The sequence below is a fragment of the Trichococcus ilyis genome (genome assembly GCF_900109135.1).
Taxonomy (GTDB): Bacteria; Bacillota; Bacilli; order Lactobacillales; family Aerococcaceae; genus Trichococcus; species Trichococcus ilyis.
The window spans coordinates 21,687-47,085 of record NZ_FNYT01000006.1; the positions used below are offsets into that span (position 1 = coordinate 21,687).

The 25,399-nt window shown below is 49.3% G+C and carries 21 protein-coding genes; all 21 read left to right on the forward strand.

Going from position 1 to position 25,399, the window contains the following annotated elements; translation table 11 throughout:
- The first annotated feature begins 198 nt into the window (after positions 1-198).
- The gene (locus tag BMX58_RS04350; RefSeq protein ID WP_162268609.1) at positions 199-918 is read left to right on the forward strand and encodes a nuclease-related domain-containing protein; all 720 of its coding nucleotides are present in this window, start codon (positions 199-201) and stop codon (positions 916-918) included.
- Between the two features lie 158 nt (positions 919-1,076).
- On the forward strand, positions 1,077-1,388 hold the full coding sequence (locus tag BMX58_RS04355) for a helix-turn-helix transcriptional regulator (RefSeq protein ID WP_068622529.1): 312 nt from the start codon (positions 1,077-1,079) through the stop codon (positions 1,386-1,388).
- 1,108 nt (positions 1,389-2,496) lie between these two features.
- Positions 2,497-3,168 carry a nuclease-related domain-containing protein gene (locus BMX58_RS04365; protein ID WP_239420539.1) on the forward strand — a complete coding sequence of 224 codons (672 nt, stop codon included), beginning with the start codon at positions 2,497-2,499 and terminating at the stop codon, positions 3,166-3,168.
- A 777-nt stretch (positions 3,169-3,945) separates the two neighbouring features.
- Positions 3,946-4,599: a VanZ family protein gene (locus BMX58_RS04375; RefSeq protein WP_068622537.1), complete on the forward strand. Its 654-nt coding sequence runs from the start codon at positions 3,946-3,948 to the stop codon at positions 4,597-4,599.
- 647 nt (positions 4,600-5,246) lie between these two features.
- Positions 5,247-9,179, forward strand: a complete 3,933-nt coding sequence (locus BMX58_RS04380) for a G5 domain-containing protein (RefSeq protein WP_068622539.1) — start codon at positions 5,247-5,249, stop codon at positions 9,177-9,179.
- 530 nt (positions 9,180-9,709) lie between these two features.
- Positions 9,710-10,582, forward strand: a complete 873-nt coding sequence (accD, locus tag BMX58_RS04385; protein ID WP_068622545.1) for an acetyl-CoA carboxylase, carboxyltransferase subunit beta — start codon at positions 9,710-9,712, stop codon at positions 10,580-10,582.
- On the forward strand, positions 10,575-11,339 hold the full coding sequence (gene accA, locus BMX58_RS04390; RefSeq protein ID WP_068622547.1) for a carboxyltransferase subunit alpha: 765 nt from the start codon (positions 10,575-10,577) through the stop codon (positions 11,337-11,339). The genes accD and accA overlap by 8 nt, the downstream gene beginning before the upstream one ends.
- A gap of 83 nt (positions 11,340-11,422) precedes the next feature.
- Positions 11,423-12,955 carry an amino acid adenylation domain-containing protein gene (locus BMX58_RS04395; RefSeq protein WP_068622549.1) on the forward strand — a complete coding sequence of 511 codons (1,533 nt, stop codon included), beginning with the start codon at positions 11,423-11,425 and terminating at the stop codon, positions 12,953-12,955.
- 31 nt (positions 12,956-12,986) lie between these two features.
- Positions 12,987-13,217, forward strand: a complete 231-nt coding sequence (locus BMX58_RS04400; RefSeq protein ID WP_068622551.1) for a phosphopantetheine-binding protein — start codon at positions 12,987-12,989, stop codon at positions 13,215-13,217.
- Positions 13,214-14,281, forward strand: coding sequence for a 3-oxoacyl-ACP synthase III family protein (locus BMX58_RS04405; RefSeq protein ID WP_068622553.1), 1,068 nt, complete (start codon positions 13,214-13,216; stop codon positions 14,279-14,281). Before BMX58_RS04400 ends, BMX58_RS04405 begins: the two co-directional genes overlap by 4 nt.
- Positions 14,282-14,298: 17 nt before the next feature.
- Complete coding sequence (locus BMX58_RS04410) at positions 14,299-14,523, forward strand: acyl carrier protein (RefSeq protein ID WP_068622555.1); 225 nt, start codon at positions 14,299-14,301, stop codon at positions 14,521-14,523.
- A gap of 14 nt (positions 14,524-14,537) precedes the next feature.
- Positions 14,538-15,176 carry a NeuD/PglB/VioB family sugar acetyltransferase gene (locus tag BMX58_RS04415; protein ID WP_068622557.1) on the forward strand — a complete coding sequence of 213 codons (639 nt, stop codon included), beginning with the start codon at positions 14,538-14,540 and terminating at the stop codon, positions 15,174-15,176.
- A gap of 45 nt (positions 15,177-15,221) precedes the next feature.
- Entirely contained in the window at positions 15,222-16,508 is a 1,287-nt protein-coding gene (locus tag BMX58_RS04420) for an ATP-grasp domain-containing protein (protein ID WP_068622559.1), read from the forward strand.
- 58 nt (positions 16,509-16,566) lie between these two features.
- On the forward strand, positions 16,567-17,238 hold the full coding sequence (locus BMX58_RS04425; protein ID WP_068622560.1) for an LbetaH domain-containing protein: 672 nt from the start codon (positions 16,567-16,569) through the stop codon (positions 17,236-17,238).
- A gap of 1 nt (position 17,239) precedes the next feature.
- Positions 17,240-18,112 (forward strand): beta-keto acid cleavage family enzyme, encoded by an 873-nt coding sequence (locus tag BMX58_RS04430; protein WP_068622561.1) that lies wholly within the window; start codon positions 17,240-17,242, stop codon positions 18,110-18,112.
- 210 nt (positions 18,113-18,322) lie between these two features.
- Positions 18,323-18,952, forward strand: a complete 630-nt coding sequence (locus BMX58_RS04435) for a sugar transferase (RefSeq protein WP_068622562.1) — start codon at positions 18,323-18,325, stop codon at positions 18,950-18,952.
- Positions 18,953-18,995: 43 nt separating this feature from the next.
- Complete coding sequence (locus BMX58_RS04440; protein WP_068622563.1) at positions 18,996-20,498, forward strand: hypothetical protein; 1,503 nt, start codon at positions 18,996-18,998, stop codon at positions 20,496-20,498.
- Between the two features lie 364 nt (positions 20,499-20,862).
- Positions 20,863-21,747 (forward strand): hypothetical protein, encoded by an 885-nt coding sequence (locus BMX58_RS04445; protein WP_131814045.1) that lies wholly within the window; start codon positions 20,863-20,865, stop codon positions 21,745-21,747.
- Between the two features lie 18 nt (positions 21,748-21,765).
- Positions 21,766-22,890, forward strand: coding sequence for a glycosyltransferase family 4 protein (locus BMX58_RS04450; protein ID WP_068622566.1), 1,125 nt, complete (start codon positions 21,766-21,768; stop codon positions 22,888-22,890).
- Between the two features lie 84 nt (positions 22,891-22,974).
- Positions 22,975-23,778, forward strand: coding sequence for a glycosyltransferase family 2 protein (locus BMX58_RS04455; protein ID WP_068622568.1), 804 nt, complete (start codon positions 22,975-22,977; stop codon positions 23,776-23,778).
- Positions 23,779-23,862: 84 nt separating this feature from the next.
- Positions 23,863-25,398, forward strand: a complete 1,536-nt coding sequence (locus BMX58_RS04460) for a lipopolysaccharide biosynthesis protein (protein WP_068622570.1) — start codon at positions 23,863-23,865, stop codon at positions 25,396-25,398.
- Position 25,399: the final 1 nt, after the last annotated feature.

Here is a 25,399-nt window from a genome sequence, read left to right on the forward strand (position 1 = left end):
AGGCTCCACCTCTGAAATCCTCTAGATAGGTTTACAGATGGTGGAGCTTTTTTTGTTGGATGTATTCGGTGAGCGCAAGAGAATCCTTTATGAAATCAATTAAGATCGAAACACTGAGAAGCTATCTTTTAGGAGTCGCGTATATTATTGTTGGATGCGTCGAAGCCGCTCATGTTCCCTGAAAAGGAGTTGCTGAAATTGGAAATACTGCCTGTGATTTTGCTTCTGGGAATCGTCTTGCGGATATTTTTGAGTGAACTTTCACCGAAACCGAAAAAATATCCAGGTCACAATAGATACCGAAGAACTGCGTACAACGATGCGAGCGGCAACAGTGTTTTGGCTACCCTGTTCGACCCAGGAAATTTTGGCGAGTTTTTGACCTATTCGTGCTTGGAGAATTTGGGCGAGCAGCACAAAATGCTGGTTAACGTTTATTTGCCCAAAGCGGATGGAACGACCACCGAAATCGACCTGATTATGGTTTCGGCGACGGGCATTTACGTTTTTGAATCGAAGGATTACAGCGGCTGGATTTTCGGTGATGAGAACAATCGGTACTGGAAACAAACATTCAGGGGCGGCAGGCATTATCAATTTTACAATCCGATTTGGCAAAACAAGAAGCACATCGGCGTCCTGAAGCAGCATCTGGGGCTGGGCGACGAGGTGTTCCTTTCCTATATTGTTTTCGGCGAGGATTGCGTCCTCAAGAAAATGCTTGTGCGTTCGGCGGATGTGAAGGTGATGAACCGGAATGAGCTGATGGACGAAATCATGGAGGACATGGCGCGGCGGCCGGAAATTTTTACGTCTTTGGAAATCGAGCAGATCCACAACGAGCTGTCGCGGTATGCGCGGGTGGATGACGCAACGAAACAAGCGCATATCGATGCGATGAAGTGGAGAAATTTGTGAAAGGGAGTTTTGATTGTTTAAAATCAATTGAGTGCATTTTTGTAGCATACTTGCTACAATTTGTTGTATGATAGAAACAGTGAAAAATCAAAACTCAGCAGAGCAAAGTCCGTCCAAAATGCATTCAGGTCCGCTGGCATCAAAAGGAGGAATGAAGAATGAGCAAGAACAGCGAAGCCATCAAGAGACGCAGTTCCGAAAGTGCGGAATTCAAACAGGCATTTGCAGAAGAACAGGCAAAGCTCGACTTTGCGGATCTGTTGTTCGAATTACGAGCTCAGACAGGGTTGAATCAGACAGCGTTCGCTAAAAAAGTCAATAAATCGCGTTCGACCATCGCTCGGATCGAAAGCGCCAGAATGGAACCGTCATTCTCGATGCTTGAAGACATCGCGCAAGCTTTGGGCAAGCGCGTCGAAATCAGATTTGTTGAGGCACAGCAAACAGCAACGGAGAAATCAGTCAGGTAGACATTCAAATACACTATTTTGAAGACCGATGGGACGATTCCATCGGTCTTTTCAGCATGCTCAAAAATCGGGATTCTTCTTGGAAAAGGGCGGAGGCCGTCCTCCGACAAAAATCGCGCTCATCGGAAGACGGTTTTGCGACGGGTAGCCCAACTCCTGTGAGCGAATGCTGGCCGGAGGAGGATTCGTGGTGGGAAGGCCGAACTCCGGCGGAGCCGCCGTGGTTGGAGGTGATGATCTTTTTGGGAGGTTTTCCTCCGGCGGGAGGGCTGCTGCCCGGAACTGGGCGTCAGCTCCGATGAGAAGGCGTTCATCGGAAGACAGCGCCGCGTCGGGAGTTCAACTCCGGAGAGCGAATGTTGGCCGGAGGAGGCGGCTTGGTGCGTGGCCGAACTCCGGCGAAGCCGCGGTGGTCGGAGGTGATGATCTTTTGGTGTGTTGTCCTCCGGCTGGAGGGCTGCTGCCCGAAGGTGAGCGCCAGCTCCGATGAGAAGGGCGCTCATCGGAGGACACTCTCGTGCCGGGTACGTCAACTCCTGTGAGCGAATGCTGGCCGGAGGAGAGTTGTGTGGCGGTCGGCCGAACTCCGGGGAAGCCGCGGTGGTCGGAGGTGATGATCTTTTGGGATGTTCTCCTCCGGCGGGAGGGCTGCTGCCCGGAGGAAATCGTTAGCTCCGATGAGGGGAACGCTCATCGGAAGACAGTCTCGCGACGGTTAGCTCAACTCCGGTGAGCGAATGCTGGCCGGAGGAGGATGCGTGGTGGGGAATGCGAACTCCGGCGAAGCCGCCGCAACCGGAGGTGACATTTTTACGGAATCTTTTCCTCCGGCAGAGAACCTTCTCATCGGAGGAAATGCCCTCCATAACAACCTCCCTGGCGCCCAATCATTGAGGCACCCGAAATTTCATGAATAAAGTTATAGTCTAACTTCCGATAATATAGTAAAATCGGGGTAGCGCGATTCAGGTTACACTTTTGACTCATTTGGCCAACTGAGAAATGATAGCGGTAACATTCCGGGAAGGGATGCCGCTTGCCGCAGAGTCCAGTGCCGTTCGCGCGGAAGACCAAACCATTCCTGAAGGAGTGCACCGATTTGGAAACTATGATTTTCTTCCTCATTCTCGCTTACCTGATCGCGACGCTGCCGCACCACACCCGCTTCAGCAAGTCCGACGGGAGTTCGGCCGGCAGGCTCGGTTTTGCCGAGACTCTCCTGGACAAGGGGACGAACGGCGAGTTTCTCATTTACAATCAACTGGAAAAAATGGGCGAGCCGAATAAGCTGTTGCCCAATCTGCATTTGCCGAAGAGCGATGGGACCATGACCGAAATCGGCCTCGTGATGATTGCGCGGACCGGCATCTATGTGTTTGAGGCGAAGAATTACAGTGGCTGTGTTTGCGGGGACGAAGACAGTCGTTATTGGACCCAGTCGATGAAAAGGGGTCAGAAGGTTGAATTCTACAACCCGATTTGGCGGAACGAGAGCCATATCTCGATGTTGAAACGTCTGCTGGGAATCGAGGCCGATGCCTTCAAATCCTATGTCGTCTTCAGCGACCGCTGCGTTTTGAAAAAGATGTACGTCGAGTCGAGCCACGTCAAGGTCATGAACCGCGACCGCCTCGTGCGCGAAATCATCAAGGACATGGCCGAGCTGCCCGACATCTTCACCCCGCTCGAAATCAATCAGATCTATTCCGAGCTGGCGCCGTATATGGGTGCTGCCGTCGGGATTGGGCAAGCGCAGATCGAAACGGTGCGGCTAGAATGAAAAAATGAATGAGTGTCAAAAGAAATCAAACCCTCGACATCCGGGGGTTTTTGTGTTGGGTGCATCAGCTCCGATGAGAAATGTACTAATGGGAGGACAGTCTCGCGCCCGCGAGCTCAACTCCGGTGAGCGAATGCTGGCCGGAGGAGGCTGCATGGCGCGGGGGCCGAACTCCGGCGAAGCCGCAGTGGTCGAAGGTGATGATCTTTTGGGAGGCTTTCCTCCGGCGGGAAAGCGTCTGCCCGGAGGAAAATGCCAGTTCCGATGAGGCGTGCGCTCATCGGAGGAGTGGCCGCGTCGGTGAAATCAACTCCGGTGAGCGAATGCTGGCCGGAGGAGGCTGCATTGCGCGGCGGCCGAACTCCGGCGAAGCCGCGGTGGTCGGAAGTGATCGTTTTTTGGGAGGTTCTCCTCCGGCGGGAAAGCGTCTGCCCGGAGGAAGATGCCAGCTCCGATGTGGCGGCGCTCATCGGAGGACAGTCTTGCGCCGGTGACCTCACCTCCGGCGAAGCCGTGCGTCCCCGGAGGTAATGCTGGGAGGTGATGCACCACCTCCGGCGAGGAAGGCTTCCCCGGAGGACAGCCCCAGAAGACTGCGCCAACTCCGTCGAACCCGCCGCTCGCCGGAGGAGCGAGCCCAAAAACCCAAAAAACCAAAAAACCAAAAATCCAAGAGCCCAAGAGCGCAAAAATGTTCGGCTGGCGCACTACACCGCCAGCCAGCTTTCTGATATACTGGAAGGAACATTCAGTAGTAAATGAAAGGAGGCGCTGCCGATGAATAGGGAGCGACGCTATTATGACTGGCTGCCGGTGATTGCCTGGATGATCGTCATCTTCATGCTGTCGGCCCAACCGGGGGACCAGTCCATCGTTTTGAGCGGAAATGTGACGCGCTTCTTCGCGGATGCGCTCAATCAGGTTGCCGCCTTCATCGAATATTTTACGCGCGCGCAGGGGACAGTCGTCTTTATGGCGGGCATCCTGGTGCTGATCCATCTGTTGGAAACGCAAGCGGATGAGCCGCGGCTGTTCGGCATCAAAAAGCGCTGGATCATCGTGGGCACCGCCATTTTTTTTGTGCTGGCGATTGGTTTGTTCCTGTTCGTCGATTTCGTCCACAACACCAGTTTCGCTTATGCTGGCCGTTTGATGCGGAAGTCCGCGCACTTCTTCGCGTATCTGATTCTCGGTTTTCTGGTTTCGCATGCGCTGAAGAACGAAGCCTCCGCCGCGTCCGCCTGGAAACGACGGGGCATCAGCCTGGCGAGCTGCATCCTCTACGCCATCAGTGATGAGTTCCATCAACTTTTCGTGCCTGGCCGCGGTCCATTGGTGAAGGATGTTTTCATCGACGGATCAGGCGCAGCGCTTGGTATCTTGCTTTATGTTGGAGCAAGAGGAGCATGGATGCGCTGGAGAAATAAGTAGCTTGGAAACACTCGCAGAATAGTGTTTCCAAGCTATTTCCACATTATTTATTTCCCGGCCTGCGATAGAAAAAGTCTAATATTGGATTGCAGAGAACGTGTGTAGTACAATGCATTTATAAGGTATACTCCAGGCCGAGCTGCTATTTTGTCTCACTGCCAAAATGGCGCAAGACCAGCAAGAAAAAAAATCAGCTCCATCATCATCTACGACCCCTCACTATCTCCCATACTTCATCTTCATTCGAAATACGGAATAAAATTCCGCCACAACCTACTTTCGCAAGCATCTCCAAGAAGGATAAACCTCCAGATTGCATTTGAGCCAAGCGCTTTCGCCCTATCATCGCCTCTCCAAGTTAGTATAGAAGCCAAAATATCTAGTATTATGCACAATCAATACTGCGCGCAACCGGTTTTGAATCGCATATTTTCCCGCAAACACTACTCTGTTCAATCGGCAATGAACGTACCGTGTGGAAGGTGATTTCTTTTGGTGTTGGACATTTGAAGGGGATGATAAAAATGAATGTTTTGAAACGCATAAACTGGCTAATTTTATTTCTTCTATTCTCAATATTTGCGATCGGTTTAGGGACAATTCAGGTACTCGCGGCTACGGATGGTAGCGCGAACGATGCCACAATAATGAATCCGATCAATGGAATCGGTGAAGTCTCTTTGTTGGCGGAGCCGACGGTAAACCTGGCACCCGTCAGCATCATCAGCAGCTCCACCACCTTTTCGGGCATCTCGTACCTAAACGATGGTCAGACGGCCAGCACCAACAACACTGCGAAAGCGGGACCGGGCCTGCACTGGGTCCAGTTGGACCTGGGCGCAGTCCATGAGCTCAACGCCATCAAATTATGGCATTATTTTGGCGATGCCAGAAGCTACCGGGATGTAATCGTGCAGCTTTCAAATGATCCAAACTTTTCCAGCGGTGTGGTGACCGTCTTCAATAACGATACGGACGGCAGCGCCGGCTTGGGTGTGGGGACGGACAGTGAATACATCGAAACGAGCCTTGGGAAAATGATTTCCTTCGATTTCGTGAACGCCCGCTATGCAAGATTTTATTCCAACGGGAGCAATGTAACCGGGTGGAACCACTATGTCGAAATCGAAGTGTATGGCGTTGGAACACAGGTTGTGCCAACGGTAAACCTGGCACCGCCAAGCACAATCAGCACCTCCACCACTTTTTCGGACATTCCGTACATAACCGATGGCTTGACGAGCAATTCCAATAAATCGGCGAAGGCGGGTCCTGGCCTGCATTGGGTCCAGTTGGACCTGAGCGCAATCCATGAACTCTACGCCATCAAATTATGGCATTATTTTAGTGATGGCAGAATCTACAGGGATGTGGTCGTCCAACTTTCGGATGATCCAAGCTTTTCCGACGGTGTGACGACCGTCTTTAATAACGACACGGACGGCAGCGCCGGCTTGGGCGTGGGGACGGACAGCGAATACAAAGAATCGAGCTCCGGGAAGCTACTTTCCTTTGATGCCGTGGATGCCCGTTATGCAAGATTCTACTCCAACGGGAGTAATGTGACTGGCTGGAACCACTATGTCGAAATCGAGATATATGGCTATGAACTTCAGCTAACGGAAATGAAAAAAGAAACTTTGACCGAAAATACCGTCAGCTTCTCCCGGATTGAGCAGTTGGACAATACATTCCCGGCTGGTGAAACCCAAATCATCCAGGCTGGCGTTGACGGCTACGATACGGTGACGTACGACGTGACCTATACGGACGGCGAGGAAACGGGCCGAGTGGAGGTGTCGCGGGTGACGACGGCGCCGGTCGATGAGATCGTCCGGGTAGGGACCCAACAGGTTGAGATTGTGACGGAACGGATAACCGTTACAGAGAATGCCGTGGCTTACACAACGTTGGAACAGGAAGATGCCAGCCTGGCGGCGGGCGAAAGGGTGATCCAGCAGGCGGGCATTGACGGCTACGATACGGTGACGTATGACGTGACCTACACGAACGGCGAGGAAACGGGCCGAGTGGAAGTGTCGCGGGTAACTACCGCGCCTATCGAAGAGATCGTTCGGGTCTCTTTGTTGGCGGAACCGACGATAAACTTGGCACCCTCCAGCATAATCAGCAGTTCCACCACTTTTTCGGGCATTTCGTACGTAAACGATAGCCAGTCGACCAGCTCCACCAACGCTGCGAAAGCGGGACCGGGCCTGCAATGGGTCCAGTTGGACCTGGGCGCAGTCCACGAGCTCAACACCATCAAATTATGGCACTATTTTGGTGACGGCAGAAGCTACCGGGATGTGATCGTGCAGATTTCAAATGATCCGAGCTTTTCCAGCGGTGTGGTGACCGTCTTTAATAACGATACGGACGGCAGCGCCGGTTTGGGTGCGGGGACGGACAGCGAATACATCGAAACGAGCCTTGGGAAGATACTTTCGTTCAATTCTGTGAACGCGCGTTATGCCAGATTCTACTCCAACGGGAGCACTGCGACCGGGTGGAACCACTATGTCGAAATCGAGGTGTATGGCGTTGGAACACAGGTTGTGCCAACGGTAAACCTGGCACCGCCAAGCACGATCAGCACCTCCACCACTTTTTCGGACATTCCGTACATAACCGATGGCCTGACGAGCAATTCCAACAAATCGGCGAAGGCGGGTCCCGGCCTGCATTGGGTCCAGTTGGACCTGGGCGCAATCCATGAACTCTATGCCATCAAGTTATGGCATTATTTTAGTGATGGCAGAATCTACAAGGATGTGGTCATCCAACTTTCGGATGATCCAAGCTTTTCCAGCGGTGTGACGACCGTCTTCAATAACGACACGGACGGCAGCGCCGGCTTGGGTGTGGGGACGGACAGCGAATACAAAGAATCGAGCTCCGGGAAGCTGCTTTCCTTCAATCCCGTGAATGCCCGTTATGCAAGATTCTACTCCAACGGGAGCACTGTGACCGGGTGGAACCACTATGTCGAAATCGAGATATACGGCCATGAGCTTCAGATAACGGAAGTCAGAACAGAAACTTTGACCGAAAATACCGTCAGCTTCTCCCGGATTGAGCAGTTGGACAATACATTCCCGGCCGGTGAAACCCAAATCATCCAGGCTGGCGTCGACGGCTACGATACGGTGACGTACGAAGTGACCTACACGGACGGAGCAGAAACGGGCCGAGTGGAGGTGTCGCGGGTGACGACGGCGCCGGTCGATGAAATCGTACGGGTGGGGACCCAGCAGATTGAGGTTGTGACGGAACGGATAACCGTTACAGAGAATGCCGTGGCTTACACAACGTTGGAACAGGAAGACGCCAGCCTGGCGGCGGGCGAAAGGGTGATCCAGCAGGCTGGCGTCGACGGCTACGATACGGTGACGTATGACGTGACCTACACGAACGGCGAGGAAACGGGCCGAGTGGAAGTGTCGCGGGTAACTACCGCGCCAGTCGAAGAGATTGTCCGGGTAGGGCCCAATCTGGTCGTGACAGAACAGACAACCTTAGTGGAGAACATAGTGGCCTACCAAACGGTGGAGCAGGAAGACGCCAGCTTGCCGATGGGCGAAAGGGTGATTCAACAGGCGGGTGTTGACGGCTACGATACGGTGACGTATGACGTGACCTACACGAACGGCGAGGAAACGGACAGAGTGGAGGTATCCCGAGTAACCACAGCACCGATTGAAGAAATCGTTCTGGTGGGGACTTATTCAGACGATACGTACGTGATCTATGCCATCGCCGACACGCACCTTTCTTTGGACACAAGCATAGCTTCCCTTGAAGAGGCAACCCTCTCCAGAAGCAGCATCGTCGCCGCTGAGGAGCAAGGCGTCTGGATGACAGCGGAAGGCACCTTTGTGACAGCGCCGACCGTCTCGGAACGTACGCAAAGGATGATATCCTTTGCGGCGATTGCGAATGCGGATCAGCCGGATTTCGTGTTGCATTTGGGCGACGGGACTGCCGGACCATCCGATTGGAATTCGTTCCTGGCAGCCTGGAACAGCATTTATTTGCCGAAACTGTTTGTGCCGGGGAACCACGATTTTGACAATACGACTTACGCGTCAGTTGCCTCCATGTTCGGGTATGACACAAGGACAACCATCGGCAACAACAAATTCAGTTACGCGCAGGAGATTTCGCTCGGAGACATCAGCTTCCTGCTCCTGGATGTGGATACGAACCGTGTGGACAGCAGTGGATTCCAGACGAAATTGGATTGGGCTGCGGGGCAACTGAACAGCACAACCAGTCCATTGGCTCTCGTTGTGGCGCATACGGCTCCCCACAATTATCTCAGAAACAACTACGATGGACCTACAGCGTACGCGTTCAACCAAATCGTGCTGAATGCGTTGAGTTCCAATCCAAACCTGGAGAAGGTGCAGGGCATTTTCGGACATGAACATCCATCGAATACTTACATAGATGTGTTTTTCGGGCCTGATTTTCCGGGGTTGATCCTGAAGCCGAATGTCTACACGGTCGGAAGCTACACCAAGATTACCATTGATGCTCAAAATAATGTCACTTGGGAGCAAAGGGACCTCTACTGAGTTTTTGGAGGCGTGCCACCGCATTCCTTATCAAGTCATAACAATGCGGTGGTACGTCTTTTTGTGCTGGACCAGATCAGCGGCCTTCATACAGCAGAAATCTTTTTGATGTTGCAAGGCAATGGGAGTTTAAGATTGAAAGAAAATATGGTAGAATTCAATTAGACATATAGCTATATAAATCCGCTCTTTTGAAGTCGCTGCAATAATAGATTCAGTATCCTAACCATCTTAACCACTCCCTCTTAATAGATTGTTTGCAACCGCAACGAACTCGGCTATAGACATCACCTCCTAATCCTCACCTCGTAATTTTCACCCACAACCTGTCTTCCATGCGAAGTCAGATCACACCACCTTAAATAGCGCGGAGCACTGCGCGACGACTCCATCAAATAAAAACATCAAAAACTCCATCAACTGCAGCAACCTCAAACTACCGCTTTTTATTTGTTCCCTTTCATGCATTTCAGCGACAACAGCATCCTCGTTTAATCAGGTGATTCAATCGTCAAAAAAGAGGTGATAACATGGAATCATTTCGCAACCGCCCTCTCTTCCCCATGAAGCGCGCTGCCGATGAGAACGATGCGCGGAATCCTATCGTACCGGTCGGATTATGGGAAAAATGCCCCCAATGCCAAACGATCATTTACAGCAAGTCCTTGGGAAAGGCGAAAGTATGCCCGCACTGCAACTATCATTACCGGATTACGGCCGGCGAGCGTCTGAGCCTGATCATTGATGAAGGCACTTTTAATGAATGGAACACGGTCATGCCCACCCAAAATCCGTTAGATTTTCCGGAATATGATGAGAAATTGCAGGATGCCAAATGGCGGACCGGTTTGGATGAGGCTGTCGTCACCGGGACGGCTGCCATCGACAACAAAAAAGTCGCTTTGTGCGTGATGGATTCCAATTTCATCATGGCGAGCGTCGGGAAAGTCGTCGGCGAGAAAATTACCCAAGTATTCGAACGTGCGACCGAAGAACGCTTGCCGATCATCGTCTTCACAGCTTCCGGCGGGGCCCGGATGCAGGAAGGCATCATGTCGCTGATGCAGATGGCCAAAGTGAGCATAGCGGTATCCAACCATAGCGACGCAGGGCTCCTCTACGTCACCGTACTGACCGATCCGACGACCGGAGGGGTGACTGCGAGCTTCGCGACGCAAGGGGATATCATTCTGGCTGAATCAAGATCGACGGTGGGCTTTGCCGGCAAAAGGGTCATCGAACAGACCATCAAAGTAAAAGTGCCGGAAGGTTTCCAGACGGCGGAAAAAGCCCTGGAAAATGGCTTCATCGATAAAATTGTCATGAGAAAAGACCTGAGAAAGACGTTGCAGCATATATTGGCATTGCATGAACCGGAAGAAGTGGGTGATAACGGTGACTGATGTGCAGAAAATCATACAGGCGGCAAGGAGCATTTCCCGCGTGACGGCTCTGGAAGTGATCGACGGCATTTTTGACGGTTTCATTGAATTCCATGGGGACAGGCGTTATGGCGATGATCCTGCGATCGTGGGCGGCATCGCTAGCCTTGCGGGCATGCCGGTCACCGTGATCGGGACGCAGAAGGGCCATGATGTGCAGGAGAATGTCTACCGCAACTTCGGCTCTCCGCATCCGGAAGGCTACCGCAAAGCGATCCGGCTGATGCGCCAGGCGGACAAGTTCAACCGCCCGATCGTCACTTTCATCAACACGGCAGGGGCCTTCTGCGATGTCGCCTCGGAAGAACGCGGAATCGGGGATGCCATCTCCGAATCGTTGCTGGTCATGAGCCGAGTGAAAGTGCCTTTGATCGCCATTTTCCTCGGTGAAGGAGGGAGCGGCGGCGCCTTGGCATTGGCGATGGGCAATGAGGTGTGGATGCTGGAGAACAGCATTTACTCCGTCCTGTCACCGGAAGGATTCGCTTCAATTTTATGGAAGGAAAGCTCCCGCTCGGAGGAGGCTGCGCGGGTCATGAAGCTGGCTCCAGAGGATTTGCTCAAATTGGAGATCATCGACAGGATCATACCGGAAAGAAACCCGGAAGAGCTGTTGCCGGAACTGAAAACGGAGCTGCTCAGCTCGCTGCGGAAATGGAGACGGCTGAGTCCCGCCGAGATTGTTGCGCAAAGGCAGGAGCGTTTCCGGAAATATTGAAGCAATCAAAATATAAAATCATTTGATCGTGCGTTTGGTTTGTTTGAGTCTATCGCCACACTTAAAAATGGAGGCTGATTTGAATGAAAAAAAATGTATTGGAATATTTTGAAGACACACTTTTGCAGTATAGGTACAAAACGGCCATCAAGGATGAGGACAGGGAATTGACTTTCGGTGACTGGGAGCAATGCGCCAAAAGGCTGAGCCTGTCCATCCGGCGCAGATCGGATGACATGAAAATGCCTATTGCTGTATTTTTGCCGAAAAGCGCCGACAGCTTGGTCGCTTTTATGGGCATCTTATACAGCGGCAACATCTATGCCCCGCTTGATGTCCATTCGCCTGGCGCAAGGATCACCAACATCCTCGACCACTTGGAAGATCCGCTGGTTGTGACTTCGCAAGCCTATGCGGAATCCCTGCTTGCGATGGGCGTAGCCGCCGAAAAACTGATCGGCATCGAAGAGGCGTACGACGCATCCGTCTTCTTTGACAATGAGGAGGTGCTCGGGCGACTGGACGGACTCATCGATACGGATCCCATCTACATCATCCACACCTCGGGATCGACCGGCACTCCAAAGGGTGTCGTCATCTCCCACAAAGGCGTCATCAACTACATCGATTGGGCTGTGGCTTGCTTCGACATCAGTTCGAAGGAAATCATCGGCAGCCAATCCCCCTTTTACTTCGATAATTCAACCCTGGACATCTATCTCTGCTTAGCCACAGCAGCTACACTTGTCATCATTCCGGAACACCATTTTGCCTTCCCGGTCAAGCTGATGGAATACGTCGCCTCAAAGGACATCAACTTTGTCTTCTGGGTGCCTTCAGTGCTGATTAATGTGGCCAATACGAAGGCATTGGATCATACCGAAGTCAGCGGTCTGGATAAGGTTCTGTTCGCCGGAGAAGCGATGCCGAACAAACACCTCAATTATTGGCGCAGCAAGCTTCCGGGTTCCCTGTTCGCCAACCTTTACGGGCCTACCGAAATCACCGTGGACTGCACTTATTACAAGGTTGAACGGGATTTTGAGGACAGCGAACGGCTGCCGATCGGGTTTCCGTGCCGGAATGCCGATGTCCTCATCCTGAATGAGGAGAATCAGGAAGTGACCGGGAGCGAAATGGGCGAACTGTGTGTGCGGGGCAGCTCCATCGCTTTGGGCTATTGGAATGACGCGGCCAAGAGCGATCAGGTCTTTACCCAAAACCCGCTCAACAACCATTATTTCGACCGCATCTATCGCACCGGCGATCTTGTCTACATCAACGAATTCAACGAAATCATCTATGTCGGCAGGAAGGACACCCAGATCAAGTACATGGGCTACCGGATCGAACTGGGCGAAATCGAAACGGCTTTGCTGAGTTTGAGCGGCATCCACAATTCCTGCGTCATCTACAACTCGGACCGAAAAGAAATCACGATGTTTTATGAAGGGGCGGCCGATCTCGGCAAAGCAACGATCAGGAAGGAACTGACCCCGTTGTTGCCGAAATACATGATCCCGACCAAAATCATCATGCTGGACCAATTGCCGTTGAACAAAAACGGAAAAATCGACAGAAAGACATTGGCTGCGGAGTGGCTGCACAGTCAGTGACGGAAAAAGGTATGGAGAGGAGGAGAGCCCCATGGGGAAAATTGTGGAGATACTGAGGGATATTCGTCCGGAATGCGATTGGGAACATGCAGGTGATTTCATCGCAAACGGCATGCTCGATTCTTTTGACATCATCGTGTTGGTGTCGGAGCTGGAGAGCGCCTACCCGGTTTCTGTGGACGGGAGCGACATTTTGGCGGAAAACTTCAGCAGTCTGGAATCGATTGCGGATCTGGTAAGAAAGAGTGGTGGGATCGTATGAATTTCAACTATGCAAACAAACGCATCAGCGGCATTCTGACTGTGCTGCCGCAAAACGAAGTGGCATTCGAGGATGAGGCGGAAAATTATAATTTTTCCGTCAAGCAGTCCATGAAGCTGAAGAAAATAATGGGCTATGAGAAGCATCGGATCGTCGAAGGCGATACCAGCGTGTCGGACCTCTGCATTTTCGGGATGAGGCAGCTCCTGGACGAAGGCCTGATCAGCGGCGATGACATCGATGCCATGATACTTGTCACGCAGACTCCGGATTATCATATGCCTCCGACGAGCAACGTCATCCAGGGGGAATTGGGGCTGAAGCAGGATATGCTTTGCCTGGACATCAACCAGGGTTGCGCCGGTTATCTGGTGGGGCTGATCCAAGCGTTCAACCTGCTGGATCAGGCTTCAATCAAAAAAGTGGCCCTTTTGAATGCGGACGTGCTCAGCCGCAGGACATCCAAACGCGACCGGGGCAGCTACCCGCTGATCGGCGATGCGGCATCCGTGACGATTGTGGAAAGAAGCAACGACAATAACCGGATCCATGCGAATCTGAAGATGGACGGATCCGGCTACAAGGATTTGATCATCCCGGCAGGCGGCATGCGGCTGCCTTCCACCAGCGAAACCGGAGTGATGGAAATGGATGAGGCCGGGAATTACCGGAGCCTGGACCATCTCAAAATGAATGGCGATGTCGTCTTCAACTTCGTGCAGACAGAGATTCCGCCATTGGTGGAGGATCTGCTCGCGGTCGCTGGAACAGCGAAAGAGGACATCGATTATTTCATGTTCCACCAACCGAACCGGTTCATGCTCGAAAAACTGGCCGATAAGATGGGCGTGGCGCGTGAAAAGCTGCCGAACAATGTGGTCGAAAACTTCGGGAACTCCAGCAGTGTGACGATTCCTGTGAATATGGCCTTCAATCTGGGCAAAAAACTGCTGACGGATTCCTATCAAGTATGCCTTTCCGGTTTCGGGGTCGGCCTTTCCTGCAGCGCAATGCTGATGGAAATCGGGAATTTGGATTTTTGCCGGATGATTGATTATCAGTAACGAGGAGGAGAGGCATCATGGAAAACTTCTATGAGGAGTTCGCGGAAATTTTGGAAGTGGCTGAAGTGAACAGGGAAGACGCGTTGGATGATTACGAAGGCTGGGATTCACTCGGACTGCTGTCCACCCAGATCATGGCGGAGGAAAGCTACGGCGTAAAGATCGGCAACGATGACCTGAAAGGCCTGACGACTGTCGGGGATATCGCGGATTTGATCCAAGCAAGAAGAAAAGCCGAATAAGGGAGGGCGACCAATTGAAAAAGTTGTTGATAGTCGGAGCAGGCGGTCTTGGCCGCGAAACGTACCAATGGGCTGTGGATCAGGAAAAGGCAGAGAAGCGCTGGGATGCCATCGGCTTTTTGGATGACAATCTCCACGCGTTGGACAACTACAAGCTTTCCGCTGAAATCGTCGGAACCGTAAAGGATTATGAACCCAAAGCCGGTGAAGAGGTCATCTGTGCCATCGGCGATGCGGAAATCATCGCCGGCCTCTGCCCTGTGCTTGTGGATAAAGGCGCGGTTTTTACCACGGTGGTCCATCCGACTGCTTTGCTGGCGGACACTTGCGATATCGGTAAGGGCGTCATTGTGGGGCCTTATGCCATCATTTCGACGGATGCAAAAATTGCGGATTTTTCGGTCGTGAATTCCTACGTCAGCGTCGGCCACGATGTTTCCGTGGGGAAAGGCTGCGTCATCAGCGGTTTCAGCGATCTGATGGGTTTTTCCGCTTTGGAAGAGGGCGTATTTTTGGGGGGTGGCGCGCGGTTGCTGCCGAGTGTGCGGGTCGCCGCGAACGCCAGAGTCGGTGCGGGGAGCATCGTCCTCAAAAACGTCAAGGCGAACACAACGGTTTTCGGCAATCCGGCGAAAACAATTTCCGCTCCCTGAAAGGGTACGGGATCAGCGAACGAAAAGGGGGAAGTGAGGAGAATCATGAGAAAAAATGTTTTGATCTTTCCGGGAGGAGAATATTCCGCCTCGCAGATCTATTTTTCACTCCACAACAGCTTGCAGTATCGGCCCATCTTGGGATCGAGCCGAAGCGATCACAGCGAATTCATCAGCAAAGATGCCATCACGGATTTGCCGTTCATTTACGAGGAGCATTTCATCGAAGCGTTGAACCGGGTCATCCAAAAGGAAAACATTGCTTTCATCATCCCAGCCCATGACACGGCTGCCTTCAGCCTGATGGAAAAACAAGCTGAAATCATGGTGCCGGTTGTGTGCTCCCCGTTCAAAACAGCTGAGCTGTGCCGCTACAAAAGCAAGACCTATGCCAAGCTGGCTGGCTTCCCCTTTATCCCCAAAACCTATGATAAAGCACAGGATGATTTGGAGTTCCCTTTGTTCGCCAAGAATGATGTCGGCTCGGGATCGAGAGATGCCTTTGTGATCGCTTCGGCCGAACAACTGGAAACATTATTGGATCCTGAAATAAGCTATGTCTTGTGCGAATATTTGCCGGGCGATGAAATCACTGTAGATTGTTTTACGAACAGCAAGCGGGAGTTGTTGTTCGCGCAACCGCGCACGCGAAGCCGCATCTTCAACGGCATCAGTGCCCGATCGACAACGATTGCGTTGACGGAAGAATTAAAACAAATAGCCGAGGCTCTTTCATCCGAAATTGAATTCAGGGGTTATTGGTTTTTCCAATGCAAAAAGGACAAGGACGGTCATTACAAATTATTGGAAATTTCAACGCGTTTTGCGGGCACATACGGGGTCAGCAAAAACTTGGATGTCAATTTGCCGTTGCTGGCATTGTGTGACTTTGACGGCATGGATGTGGATATTACGCCAAATAAATATGAGATCACAGCGGATAAGAATTATATCGATCGCTACAAACTGAAGCTTCAGTATGAGCGTGTTTATGTGGGGTTTGACGATACCATCATCTTTAACCAGGAAAAATACAATACGCAAATGATGCAGTTTTTGTATCAATGCCTGAATGAGAACAAAGAAATCTTTCTAATCACGAAACATGCTCCTGATATCCGGGATACCATTAAGAAGTTGCATCTGAGCGAGGCTTTGTTTGCAGGCATCATAGAAGTGCCTGAAACTTCCGGAAAATTTGCATTCATGGATAACAGCAAGCCGAGCATTTTTATTGACCATGCCTATGCAGAACGGAAAAGGGTAAAGGAGCACTTGGCCATGCCGACGTTTGATGTTTCAAATGTTGAGTGTTTGCTTGATTGGAGTTGATGGGGCGGAAATAAAAAATTGCCTGAATGGCAAGAATCATGGGGAGGCGAATTCGAAAATGAGCAGTCCGGTAATCGTCTATGGCAGCAAATTTTTGGCAGAGATGTTGTATTATGATTCCTTGAAACATCCGGATTTTAAAATTGAGGCATTTGCAGCAGATGAAGGGTATGTGGATGAAACAGGCTTTTATTTGGGCTTGCCGATGGTGGCGATGGAAACGATCACCGAACGTTACCCGCCAACTTCATACGATATGATCGTTCTGACAACTTCTTTTCATGACATGCGCGATCGGGAGGGAATGTATACAAAAGCGAAATCCTTGGGGTATACGCTGCGGAATTATATCAGCCCGTCCAGCATCGTTTCGACCGGTACAGAAATGGGAGACAATAACATCATTTTTGAACAAGCATTCCTGGGGCATAGGGGGCGGATGGGCTCCAGCAATATCATTCGGCAGCAAGTGTACGTCGGCCATGAATTTACGGTCGGCAACAACAACGTCATCACGTCAGGCTGCACAATCGGCGGCGAGTGCCGTATCGAGAATAATTGCTACATCGGTCTGAATGCGACAATCCTGAACAAAATCACCGTTTCCGAAGAGAGTCTCGTCGGTGCGGGAAGCGTCGTGATCAGAAATACGGAACCTTTTTCAAGGAATGTGGGAAATCCAAGCAGAGTGTTGAGCTACCATAAGGAAGGGTTAAAGGTGAACCTATAACATGGACAAAATAATCGTGAATTTCACCCCGACCGGCATGATTCCGACCAAAAAAGAGACCCCTCACGTGCCCATTTCGCCGGAAGAAATCATCCGCGAAGTCAAGCAGGCTTGCGAATTGGGGATTTCCATGGTGCATGTGCATGCCAGAAACAGCGACGATGAAAAACCGACCTACCGTAAGGAAGTCTATGCGGAAATCATCGCGGGCATCCGTCAATTCGCCCCGGAACTCGTCATCTGCGCCTCGACATCCGGAAGGAACTTCAATACTTTGGAAGCCAGATCGGACGTTTTGTCGCTCCAAGGGGACTTGAAGCCGGATATGGGCAGCCTGACGCTCAGCTCGCTGAACTTCAACCGGACCACCAGCGTAAATGAACCATCCATGATCGTTTCCTTGGCTGAACTGATGAAAACGAACGGCATCCGGCCTGAGTTGGAGGCCTTCGATTTGGGGATGGTCAATTATTGCAACTACCTGATCAAAAAAGGGGCGGTGGTTGCGCCTTATTACGTCAACCTGATCTTGGGCAACATCGCCTGCGCCCAAGGGGATTTGCTGCATATCGGCTGCATGCTGAAAGACATTCCCGAAGACAGCATTTTTTCGCTGGGAGCTGTCGGCACAGACCAATTCAAAATGAATTCCTTGGGGATCACGATGGGCTGGGGCGTACGCGTCGGCCTGGAGGACAACTTCTGGTATGACGAGAACCGGACCAAATTGGCGACGAACATGGATCTGCTGAACAGAGTCCACAAGATCATTTCGGCAAACGAGAAGGAGGTCATGACCTCCCGGGAACTGCGGCAAAGGCTCAATCTGGATCCGGGCTTCGGCAAATATGGCGTTGCCGGCTCCAATGATTGACGGTTTGCCGGGAAAATCGATTACGGAGAAAGTCAGGGTAATGCTTGTCTTTTTCCGTGTCAGTTGTTTTTGATCGCTGCCCAACGGCAAGTTCCGCATCCTCTTTGGCTGCTAGACAATTGTCATATAACCGTATATATGCTGATTATGTGCCAGTCAAATGGAATACCGTATTCGCAATGAATCAATTTGTATAGAGAGGTGAGGAGGATGTTCTATAGGCATTATGGCAAGCGACTGTTGGATTTTGTGGCGGCACTTATTGCACTCGTGTTCTTAAGTCCAATTTTACTGATTGTGGCTGTGCTGGTGAGAGCGGAGATTGGAAGTCCAATCATTTATCGGCAGCAACGCCCCGGGTTGAATGAGAGCATCTTTACGCTGTATAAGTTCAAAACGATGACAGATGAAAAAGACAAAAACGGACATTTATTGCCGGATAAACAGAGGCTGACAAAGTTCGGCAGGCTTCTGAGAGCGACAAGTCTGGACGAGTTGCCTGAATTGTTCAATATCCTGAAAGGGAATATGGCAATCGTAGGGCCAAGGCCTTTGCTGGTCAAATACTTGCCGCTCTATAACAGCCGACAAAGAAGGCGCCATGAAGTCAGGCCAGGGCTGACGGGATTGGCGCAAGTCAGCGGCAGGAACGCAATCAGTTGGGAAGACAAGTTTGATCTGGATGTGACGTATATTGAGAACCTCAGTTTGTTGGGGGACCTGAAAATCATTTTGAGGACGATAAAGAAAGTTGCAGCGAAAGAAGGCATCAGTTCTGAAAAATCGGTCACGATGGAAGCTTTCGAGGGGACAAAAAAAGCAGATGGAAAGCAGTTTTAGAACGAATTTGCACTGAGAGAGGCTAGTCGGGAGGCGGACATTCATGAAAATCCAAAATGAATTAACGGAGTACTTTTGCGATACGTACAAGATAGACAAAACGAGGGACTACGCAGTCGAAGAGGTAGATGCCAAGACGCTGCTTACCGGCGAACGGTTGGATTTGGTTGCCAAAATCAAATACATCGAGTGCAGAGAAAAAGGCCAGAACACTGATTTTATCAAGGAACTGTACAAAAGCCACATCGAAGCATTCACATTCGGAATCTATGCGGAAAGCGGCAATCAGGAAAAAAATTCGATAGACAAGTATTTTGAAACATTCAATCACTTGATCGACACGATCAAACTTACGGGATTCGATGCAGCGAAGTCTGTCGTTCCGGTAGGAAAAGACAACGTCATCATGGATGGCGCCCATCGGACAGCAATCGCCATCTACTTCGGATTGAAACTCCCGATCGTACGTTTTCCCGAACTGTACCTCCGGTTTGATGCCGAATATTTCCGCAAGCGACGATTGGATGAAAAATACATCGATTACCTTGTCCTGGAGTACTGCAAATTGAACCCGAACACCTATTTCGCAAGCGTCTGGCCTGCCGCCGGCGACAAAAAACAGCAATTGGATCAGATGTTGGCATTGATGGAGAGCAGCTGCAAAATCATTTATTCAAAGAAAATAAATATGGACTTTGAGGCTTTGAATAATTTCATAGCACAAGTCTACATGAAGGAGGATTGGGCCGGAACCTCGGAAAGCCAGTATGAAGGGTCCAAAGGCAAGACCAAAAATTGTTACTTGTGGGGTAATGAAACGACCATCTACATCCTCGAATCGGCTACTTTTGAGGCCATCTTCAACATGAAACAGGAAATACGGGAGATCTTCAAAATCGGCACACACTCCATCCATATCACGGACAATCAGGCGGAAACGATCAGATTGGCCAACCTGACTCTGAATCGGAATTCATTGGACTATCTGTTCCGGGGGAAGCCATTGATTTTCACGGATTTCAACAAGAAAGTGTCCGAATTCAAGGCAGCTTTGCTGGAAAACCATTATGAGCCGGATGACTTTATAGTTGCCTCCAGCGGCGTATTGGGTGTATATGGATTGAGGGACATCGGCGATATCGATTTTTTCACTCTGAAACCTGATTACGAAGTTCTGGAAAATGAAGGTTGCGAAAACAACCAGGCCTATGCCGGGTTCTATGAGAAACGGCTGGATGATCTGATCTATAACCCGGACAATTATTTGGTCTATAACGATATCAAGTTCATCACGCTGGATGTTCTGCAGAAATACAAGGTGGCGAGAAACCGCGACAAAGACATTGTGGACTTGAAACTGATCGCCGGCCTTACCAATCCGGACATGGACAGTACTGCGGGATGGTCAAAATCCCGAGTGGCACTCAACCGAGAGTACAGGATCATCAATTATCGCCTAAGGGCAGCTGCCTTCAAGGCATTGAAGCAATTGGGGCTGTACAATTCTGTAAGACAGGTGTACAGGGTAATGAAAGGCAGAAATTAGCGGATGATAACGTTAGGTTAAGTTAAGTGAGGTGTTTCTTTTGCAAATACATCATTATTTTTTTCTAACATTTTTGCTGTTGAAACCATTTTATTTTTTCCCTTCAGGAGGATTTCAAATATCGGATCTATTTTTTATTGCTTCTTTCCTCCTGTACCTGCTTATCGCGAAGAAAGGGGATAAAATAACGGTCGACAAAGTGGATAAATGGTTGCTGTATTTTGTCACTTTTGTTTTCGGCATAAATCTGATTTATGCTCTGATGTACGGGAAATCTGGATTTATGATTTCATCCATTTACTATATGTACAATTTTCTGATCATAGTGTTTTTCAGGATTTATGCAGACGATGAAGGATTTTTAATGAATATAGAAAAGGTCTGCAAACTGAACATCATTATCCAAGTATTTATATATGTATTGAAATTTGGCAGATTTTATTCAGAAAACCGATACATGGGGAGTTTCAATGATCCGAATCAAATGGCGTTCTTCGTATTTATGTCTTTGATCACTGCTTTTACAATCAGCGAAATAAGAAATGCTAAGCTGCATCTAATTTATCATATCATGGCGGTCGGTTTGATTTTCCTAACCTCTTCCACTGGGATGTTTTTGGGGGTTGCGGTATTCTACACCGTTCAGGCCTTAACGAAGGTCGTAAAAATCGTTAATCATGAATACAATGTGAAAGTTCTGTTGTTTATCATTGCCTCATTGATCATGGGCTTGCTTTTCAGCGCAAAGATAGATGATTACCTCGCAACCTTTTCGGAATCATCTATCATAGTGCGAGTGGAACAAAAGGTGGACAAACTGAGCGATAACAATCTGGGTTCGACTAATATCCAGGAAAGGGGAATAGACAAGCTGATACTCTATCCTGAGAAAACCATTTTTGGTGCTGGAGAAGGGTATTATGCCAGATTTGATAAAGCTTATACGGATCTCGAAGTACATTCGACGGCATTAAGTATTTTATTTTATTACGGCATCGTGCCGACACTGTTGTTTTTGATATGGTGTTTCAAAAATATACGCAGCTTAACTGTGAGCAATGTGGCGGTGATCGTGTCGCTGTTCATCGAAAGTCTTACCTTATTGAATCAGCGGCAACCGCTTTTTTGGATGATATTCGTCATTCTGAATATTCTCGCTAATAAGAAGATGGCTGAAAGTGAATCATCATGGGATAAGGAGTTGACACGTACAACGATCAGTCCAGCGGATTATTTCCAAAAAACGTAACGCAAGGAGGACAAATAAATGAAAATTCTGTATGTTTCAACTACATCAGCAACAATCAATTCATTTTTGGTCCCGCACATAGAAATGCTGTTGGATTCGGGTCACCAGGTAGATATGGCTTGTAATGTAAGTAAGCCGATCAATCCGACATTACTGGAACGGGGGTGCAGGGCATTCCCCATGAGCTTTCAACGGTCCCCTTTAAAGAAAAATAATTTCGTGGCTTATCGCAATCTAAAAAAATTGATTGAGGGCGGGGGGTATGACTTGGTGCATACGCACACGCCGATTGCATCCACCTTGGCAAGACTTGCCAACGGTAGGGGAAGGGAGGGTGTCAAGGTCATTTACACAGCACATGGCTTCCATTTTTTTGAAGGGGCACCATTGAAAAATTGGCTGACCTACTACCCGATCGAGAATTGGTTAAGCAGGTATACAGATGTACTTGTCACCATGAATAAGGAAGATTACGAACGCGCTCAAAAAAAGTTCAGATCCAAAAAGATACGTTTAGTGAACGGCGTAGGGGTTGATCTGAGCAAATTTGCCGTTCCGACGGAAATCGAAAAAAATAGGCTGCGCCAGGAGTACGGGATCGATCCAGAAGCGTTCATCCTAGTATACGCAGCTGAACTGACCAACAGGAAGCATCAAGATTTGTTGATAGCCGCGATGGATAAACTAGTAAGGGATATCCCCAACAGCAAGCTGCTCTTAATCGGCAAAGGCCCCAATCAGGAACAGTACCAAAGTCTGATAAATAAACTCCAGCTAAACGATCATATCGAGTTGATGGGATTCAGAGGGGATGTCGACAAACTGATGATGATAGCCGATATAGCCGTCTCTTCCTCTCGACAAGAAGGGTTGCCGGTGAATGTGATGGAGGCGATGGCAACCGGTCTGCCTTTAGTGGTCAGCGCCTGCAGGGGGAACAGCGATCTGGTCAAGGATGGAATTAACGGATTTGTCATAAGCGATGATATACCGGAGCACTATGCCGAAAAAATTCTCCGAATTTATTCGGATCGGGAATTGAGAGCGGAAATGAAAAATGCAAATTTAGCTGATATACAAAAATATTCCACCGAAAATGTATTGAAGGATATGGATGGAATATACAAAGAATTGCTTGTGTAAGCTTGCTGAAATGCTCGACAGCCCCGGCAAAACGACACCTTTCGTCTCGATAAAAAATGATCCGATGAACAGGAGGAAAACACCATGACAAAAATATCGGTCATAATGGGTGTCTATAATGACTCAAAAAAACTGACGACTGCGGTCGATTCAATACTAAATCAGACATTTACGGATTTTGAATTCATCATCTGCGATGATGGATCAGCCGATAATAGCTTTACGATACTGGAGGGATTGATGGCCAAGGACGACAGGATCAAACTCCTTAGGAATCCCCGGAACCTCAGTTTAGCGCCTACACTTAACAACTGCCTTAAGGTAGCTGTCGGAGACTATATAGCCAGAATGGATGCTGACGACATCTCGCATCCGGATCGCTTCGAGAAGCAAGTTGCTTTTTTGGATTCACATCCAGAGTATGCCCTGGTAGGCACGAGCCGAAATATGTATGACAACAATGGTATTTGGGGAAGTCTCATTCATGAAGGCGAAAGGACAACTCTCAATATTTATCATGGGATAACCTTTCTTCACCCATCCATCCTGATGAGAAGGGAAGCTCTGCTCGATGTGGGCGGGTATACCACTGGACCGGAAACCGAAAGGACAGAAGATTTCGATTTATGGTGCAAATTGTACGAAAAAGGATACCGGGGTTACAATCTGGGCGATCGGTTGGTCGATTATTACGAAGCAAGGGATTCATACACTAAACGAAAATATAAGTATAGGATTTGTGAATACAGGTTGAAAAAAAAATGGCGGGAAAGGCTTGATCTGCCGCTGAAATACCAGCTTCATGCCTACAAGCCGTTAATTGTCGGTTTGATTCCAGCCAAACTGTTGCGGACCTATCATGAACGTAAATTCAGGGTCCGGACGTGAGCGGCAAACGAGGTGTATGCCCACTATTTTCAAATTGGGAGCAAGTGAGAAAAAAATAAGCAAAAGAGCGCTGGGGGGGAGAGTATGTCACGGACCAAAAATTCTTTGATTAATTTGTCGGTAGCGGTGGTTGGGGAAGTGGTGGCGGTACCAATCGGTTTCGTGGCACGCATGGTTTTCATCAGGACGCTCGGGGCTGAGTATCTGGGCGTAAATGGGCTGTTCACAAGCATACTGACAATGCTTTCGTTGGTGGAACTGGGGATTGGTCTGGCGATCGTATTCAGCCTATACAAGCCGTTAGCGGAAAATGACACAAAAAAAGTACAGGCTATCATGCAGCTGTACAAAAAGGCCTATACCATAATCGGCACAGTGATAGCCGTTTTGGGCATAGCCATGACCCCTTTTTTATCGTTCCTGATCAAGGACGTGCCAGACGTTAAGAATATTAGATTTATTTTCCTGCTGTTCGTCATCAACTCGGCTATTTCCTATTTTTATGCCTATAAGCAAAATCTGATCATCGCCGATCAGCGTCGTTATGTAGTCACTATCTACCGTTATGCATTTTTCTCGATCGTTAATGTTCTTCAGATTGTATTCCTGTACCTCACCAAAGACTACGTCATATTTTTGGTTTTGCGAATCGTCTGTACGTTGTTGGAGAATCTTTTGCTGGCAAGGAGTGCGGATAAGCTTTATCCATTTTTGCGGCAAAAAGCCACGGAGCGACTGGATAGTGCCACGATTCAGGAAATCAAGAAGAATACCGGTGCGATGGTATCGCAGAAAATCGGGGAAATAGTGACGAATTCCACCGATAATATCGTGATTGCTGCAATGGTAGGGACGATTTGGGTTGGTCTTTATTCAAATTATATATTGATCACCACTGCCCTGAATGGGATAATGGGCCAGTTCTTTACTGCAATCACCGCGAGTGTCGGGAATTTGGGCGCAACGGAGAGCAAAGAGAAACTGCTTGCCGTTTTCCAAAAAATCCAGTTTGCAACTTTCTGGATTTTTGGTTTCAGTTCGATCTGCTTATTCTGCCTTATTAACCCTTTTATCGCACTCTGGGTAGGCAATGAATACTGGCTGAGTATGGGTACAGTTTTGCTGTTGGTTATCCTATTTTATATTCAGGGCATGAGAAGAGCAGTACTTACCTTTCGGGAGGCATTGGGGCTGTACTGGTATGATCGCTATAAACCTCTGTTTCAAGGAGTGATCAATTTGGCGATTTCGGTTGCACTTGCACCGAAGCTAGGAATTTCCGGTGTCATCATTGGTACTGTGATAAGCGTGTTGACCACTTGTTTTTGGATAGAACCGTATTTTTTATACAAGAAGGGCTTTGTCGCGCCCCTGAAATCTTATTATTACAAATATGCCGTGTATACCGCAATCACGGTAGTTACCGGATTGGCGACAGGTGCAAGCGTCGGATTAATTCCGGGGGCCACTTTAGCAGCGTTTATCGGAAAATCCATCGTCTGTCTGTCAGTTCCTAATCTCATTTTCTTGGTTATGTTTTACCGTACGCAAGAATTTCGGTATTTCCTCCTACTGGCAAAAAATATCGTGTTTAAAAAGGCAATAAAAAAAGTTGGTTAAA